Genomic DNA, 4,714 nt, shown 5'->3' with positions numbered 1-4,714 from the left:
GTGCTCGTGCTCGTGCTCGTGCTCGTGCTCGTGCTCGTGCTCGTTTTAATTTGCTCCCCCTTGGAAAAAGGGGGGGGGGGCTGCCCCCGTCGTCTGTGGAGGGTTGCGTGCTGGATCCAATGCTCGACCCTCCCCTCGCTTCGCTCGACCCTCCCAGGGGAGGGTGATGATAAGTGTTTGGCAAGCACGGCATTAAAAAATGCACGCCCTCCCCACAGGGAGGGGGGAGTCTTCGTTCAATGAATCAACGACTCAGAGGGAGGCGTCGCTCGACCTCTCACCAAACTTCGTTTCATGAAGGGGGCGGCATGTGGAAATCCACCGGAAGGCGGCATCCGAAAATGACGTTGGTCCTGCGGCGGGGTGTGCTTCATGGCCATGGGGACGGGGCGTTCGATTCAAGGACGCTTGGTGAGGAAGGGGAGGTGTTCCTTGGTCGTGATGCGCAAATGAGTGGTGACAAATTTTCACGTTGCTGGATTGATGAAAGGGTTGTTAGTGACACACGTCGGATGACTTTCTTCGCCTGTGAGGGAAGAGCCGTCGCTTACTTTGAAATGTTGGAACCGACACATGGATGTGTTGCATTGCTTGGGAACAACCGACCCGTTGTTTGACCTGATTCAGGAGATCCGTCGGGACGGATCTGAGCAGACCGTCTATCGCTACGACGAGTACAGCCACCACTACCTTTTGAAGTGGCAAGGTCAACCGCTTGGGGCGCTGACGGTGCAGGCGGCCGCGAATGGCCGACTGGATTGTGAGGACCACTATCCAGCGGTCCTGTTGGAACAGCATTGCCAGGAATTGATCGCGACTTGCAAGTTGCGGATTCGACGTGGCCCGAGCACGCCCATTCAAGCTCTGCGAACACTGGTGCGTCGAGCCTGGGAAGATCAATTGAGCATGGGGAAGCGGGTCTCAGTCGTCAACGCAGACGTTCGCATGCAAGCATTTTACCGTCGCATCGGATTTTCCTACCTGCCTGGGTTTGACTTCGTTCACCCGGAGTTGTGCACACAGAGCAATGTGTTGTTGATGGCCGTGGATCCGAGTCAGCGTTCGTATTGCCAGGACTTGTTCGCCGGCGTCGACAAACAGATGAATCAGCTATCGCTGGTCGAGCGGTGCTGCGGATCGTTTGCTCAAACCGGTGTGGTTTCCAAGGCCAGTTCGTTGCGATTGGCGGCGGTGGCATGAACGGCAAAATCCTTTCTTACTCCGCCGGATCCACGTCGCTGGATCCCTATAAGTTTCGAGTCATCGACAGCGGGCAGCCTGCAGAAAAGATGCAGCGTCTGGTGAGCACCTTCCCGGCGCTCCAACCATTTTTTGTTGACCCATCGCAGTCGTTGGTGGTGGACGCCTACCCAGCATCCCTGGGCGGGATGGAATCGATGACTCGGGTCATCACATACTTGCACCCGCCCACCTGCATTCGGGCCTTGCGATTGGCCGCAGTTGAGAAACGCCGGGTGGTCTTTGTCGCTCAGCCTTTGGCAGGAGCAGATCTGTTGATCCAGGCTTTGGATACTCAAATGGATTGGCCCAGCGAACTGCTTTGGGCGACGGGCGGGTACCACTTGCCGGCTTCGTTGCAGCGGAGCGTGGATGGATGGTTGGCCGAGCGAGGTTGTCGTCTGTCGGTGTTGCAGGCTTACGGCGTGGCGGAACTGGATCACACGCTGTTGGCGTCGATGCATCGCGATCAGGATTCGCGGCCGATCTACGAGTTGATCGACCCGAGGTTGGAATTGAACGGGGAGCGACACCGGGGCGGGGAGGATGCCAAGGTGAGCGAGCGGATTCGTTTTGGTGAAGCGGAATTGGAAAACCACGATCGCATCGAATCACATGCGGACGGCTATCGCATTCACGGTAACCCGTCGCTTTATTGCGAGGGGGCACTGCAATGGCTGGAACAGTGGCAACCAGAAGACTGGCTAAAACACACCGGGTACTGGAGTGAACGTGGCAACGTCATCGAGCTTCAGCAACGTGCTGGACGATCATTCAGTGAGTCAACGGCTAACAGGGTGAGTTGGTCGGCGATGACTTGTTTGCCAACCGGAGTTCCGTGCCAGTCCGTGGATCACTACCAGTTCATGGCGCGAAGCGGCATGTCATGGATGGAAAAGCCAAAGTGGAACTCGGCCGCGTTCACGCAGCCCGGCGAGCAAATGAACTCTTCGCAGGTCGCTGCAGCAGCTTGACCATCGACAGCAGGTTGCGAAACATTCGCCGGCGAAGCGATGCCTTGTCAACGGATTTGATCAGTGTCGTGAAGTGCTTGAAGGTGGACCAGTTCGAGTATTCCTCTTTGGTCAAGATGCGGGAATCTTCTCCAAACCAGAAGATCGGGTGACTGAATTCGGGCTCAAAGGATGGTTCGGGGACGAACCCGATCGTGCACAACCTTCGTTCGTTCAATGGGCTGGCGGAGAACGAAACCATTTCGAAGTCAGACCGGCTGGGGTGCATTGCCAACGCCGCGACTTGAGTGAATGCCACTAAGCTGAGTGACTCGGTGACCTTGTACCATGGGCGGCGACACTGGTTGGTGAACTCGGTGACGGAATCGAGCAACAAGTGCTGGGATTGATCCACCAGATCGTCAGCGGAGATATCCAGCCAAGCCAGGTCGCCAGCCTGGAACGCGCGGAAGGATTCTGTGGTCAATGGCAGTGCGATGCTGACTCCACCGATCGTGTCTTCGAATCGATCCAAGCGAATGCATCCCGGGTTTCGACGCCACAATTCGACGTATCGTTGTTCATAACGAAAGTACACCTCGTCGATTGCTTTGTCTCGCTGCAACGCTTGCTGTTGGTTTTGTGTGGGGCCCCACTTTTGAATTTGGACGCTGAAGTTTTCACGCAGTTGCCGAACGATTTCGACGACCTCCGCTTCATTGCGGCACATGCTGCCTTGGTCGAAACGACGGTTTTTTCGGAATCGGTCTGCGATGGACCAAGGCAAGTCCGCGAACGCGTCTTGGCCGGTGCCAGGATCGATCCGGACGAGTTGATCCGGTTCCATCCCCAGAGCGTCAGCGATACGACGCATCGTGCTGGTGGAAACGTTTTGACCGGATTCGGCGAACTGGACGGTTCGCGACGAGACGCCTGCCCGCGCCGCGAGTTGCAACTGCGACAACCCTAAACTTTGACGAACTTCTCTAAGTTGGGCGTTGGCTTGAGCCATTCAATCACCAGTGTTTCTGTCTGAAAATCATCCCAATTGCGCATCATTTGCGCACACGGGTTTCCGTCGCTCGCTATTTTCCGGAAGCCAGTCGCTCCATTCGAGGAGAATCGTTATTCGCTATGCGATTACGGGGCATCGTCTCGCGTGAGAGCGACTGGCTCTTTTCCCAAACTTCTTGTTTGGCCTTTTGGTTTCGCTCGTCCATCAGAGCCGTGCTTGCCCACGAGCGAAAGAGCCAGTGTAGCTTGGCGGGCTGGGCATTCGAAGCCTGCTGAAGCGTCAACTTTGGGCGACGCACGCCGGCTGACCGAATCCAACTGCCGCTGCAGCGTGTAGACTTAGCGAAACCGCTCGGTGTGCAGATTGAGCTGGGTGCATGCGTCTCCCTAAGAAGGGGTGGTGTTGGACAGGCCCGTCGTTTCGCACAAACGGACGGTGCTGGTGGGGTTGGAATGGCTGGGTGAACATTGAGCGGTCGTGGCGGCGCGGCGTTGTTCCCGCAGGTTTTTGTTAGGATTTACGACACTGTTCCGCTTGTCACTTCGAAGGGACGAACTCACCATGCCCGCGTTTCATATTCAACGCTCCCAAACCATCGACGCTGATACACGTGATGTTTATGACGCGGTCAGGGACTACTCGACTTGGACCCGCTGGTCGCCTTGGTTGCAAGTCGATCCTGATGCGGAGGTGACCGTCAGTGATCCGTCAAATGAATTGGGAGCGACGTATCACTGGAAGGGGGAGCTGGTTGGAGAGGGTTCGATGACCCACCGCGAACTTCAGGCTCCGCAGAGTCGATCGGCAAACTCTTCGGTCCAAGCCGATCTGGCTTTCATCAAGCCGTTTAAGTCGCAGTCCAAAGTGGAGTTCGAAATTCATCCTGTGATGACGGATGGTCGACCGGGATCCAAGATCACTTGGCACATGCGCGGCAAGTTGCCGTGGTTCTTGTTTTGGATGCGATCGATGATGGAAACGTTCGTGGGCATGGATTACGAACGCGGGTTGCTGATGTTCAAGCAGTTCGTCGAAACCGGTGAGGTGCTTTCAGATCTTGAAATCAAGGGCGTGGTCAACGAGCCCGACCGCATGATCATCGGTCAGCGTGGCGGTTGCACGATGGACGACATTGGTTGTCACATGACTGAGACGTTGGAACGAGTCAAGCCACACTACAACGCGGACGACGAACGCGTTCATGAATGGGCCAGCCTGTATCACACGACCTCGGACCTTCGCAAACGATGGTTCGATTACACCGCGGGTTATCTGGCCGATGCTGGCACACCCGTGCCGGAGGGCTGTGTTGCGGACACGGTTCCGGCCGGCAAGTTTCTATTGGTCCGGCATGTCGGTGACTACGCTCATCTTGGCAACGCGTGGTCGGGCGGGATCCAATACATCCGCTACAAAAAACTGAAGATGGCCAAAGCGATCGGATGTGAAATCTATCGCAACGATCCGGAAACGACCGAAACCAAAGATCTGATCACGGACGTTTACA

The 4,714-nt window shown here is 56.3% G+C and carries 4 protein-coding genes; 3 read left to right on the top strand and 1 reads right to left on the bottom strand.

From position 1 onward, the window contains the following. Positions 1 to 573: 573 nt before the first annotated feature. Positions 574 to 1,200, top strand: coding sequence for a hypothetical protein (locus ACF8AM_RS12945; protein WP_392556034.1), 627 nt, complete (start codon positions 574 to 576; stop codon positions 1,198 to 1,200). Next, on the top strand, positions 1,197 to 2,213 hold the full coding sequence (locus ACF8AM_RS12940; protein WP_392556033.1) for a hypothetical protein: 1,017 nt from the start codon (positions 1,197 to 1,199) through the stop codon (positions 2,211 to 2,213). Before ACF8AM_RS12945 ends, ACF8AM_RS12940 begins: the two co-directional genes overlap by 4 nt. Here ACF8AM_RS12940 and ACF8AM_RS12935 read toward each other — a convergent pair. After that, positions 2,161 to 3,204: a helix-turn-helix domain-containing protein gene (locus ACF8AM_RS12935; protein WP_392556032.1), complete on the bottom strand. Its 1,044-nt coding sequence runs from the start codon at positions 3,202 to 3,204 to the stop codon at positions 2,161 to 2,163. The genes ACF8AM_RS12940 and ACF8AM_RS12935 overlap by 53 nt on opposite strands. A 564-nt stretch (positions 3,205 to 3,768) precedes the next feature. Here ACF8AM_RS12935 and ACF8AM_RS12930 point away from each other — a divergent pair. Beyond that, positions 3,769 to 4,714 (top strand): SRPBCC family protein (locus ACF8AM_RS12930; protein WP_392556031.1); only part of this gene is annotated, 946 nt, incomplete at its 3' end.

The sequence above is a fragment of the Rhodopirellula sp. JB055 genome (assembly GCF_043100905.1).
GTDB lineage: Bacteria > Planctomycetota > Planctomycetia > Pirellulales > Pirellulaceae > Rhodopirellula.
This window is presented reverse-complemented; position numbering and strand designations above follow the sequence as displayed.